Genomic DNA, 521 nt, shown 5'->3' on the forward strand with positions numbered 1-521 from the left:
CCTTCCAGCACGCGGGCCTGTAACGCGGCGTTCACCGGCACCGGGGTGTGGCCGTATTCGCCTTTCAGAATGCCGGCCGTTTCTTTGGCAATGGTCTTGTAGCGTTCGCCCGTCAGGACGTTGAGCACCGCCTGGGTGCCGACAATCTGTGAGGTGGGGGTCACCAGCGGGATAAAGCCGAGGTCCTCGCGCACGCGGGGGATTTCCGCCAGCACCTGGTCCAGCCTGTCCGCCGCGTTCTGCTGCTTCAGCTGGCTTTCCAGGTTAGTGAGCATTCCGCCCGGCACCTGCGCCACAAGGATGCGGCTGTCGTAGCCTTTCAGCTGGCCTTCAAAGGCGTGGTACTTTTTGCGCACCTCGCGGAAGTACGCGGCGATGCTCTCCAGCTTCAGGATATCCAGTCCGGTGTCATGCTCAGTACCTGCCAACGTCGCCACCAGCGCCTCGGTGGCCGGGTGGCCGTAGGTGGCGCTCATGGAGGAAATCGCCGTGTCCACGCCGTCGACGCCCGCCTCGATAGC

Annotated in this window: 1 pseudogene; it reads right to left on the reverse strand. The window is 64.1% G+C overall.

What is annotated here, in order from left to right:
• Positions 1-521, reverse strand: a pseudogene (locus tag NA986_RS24330) (sodium-extruding oxaloacetate decarboxylase subunit alpha); the annotation flags it as partial.

It is taken from the genome of Salmonella sp. NW177 (genome assembly GCF_051811585.1).
Taxonomy (GTDB): Bacteria; Pseudomonadota; Gammaproteobacteria; order Enterobacterales; family Enterobacteriaceae; genus Salmonella; species Salmonella enterica.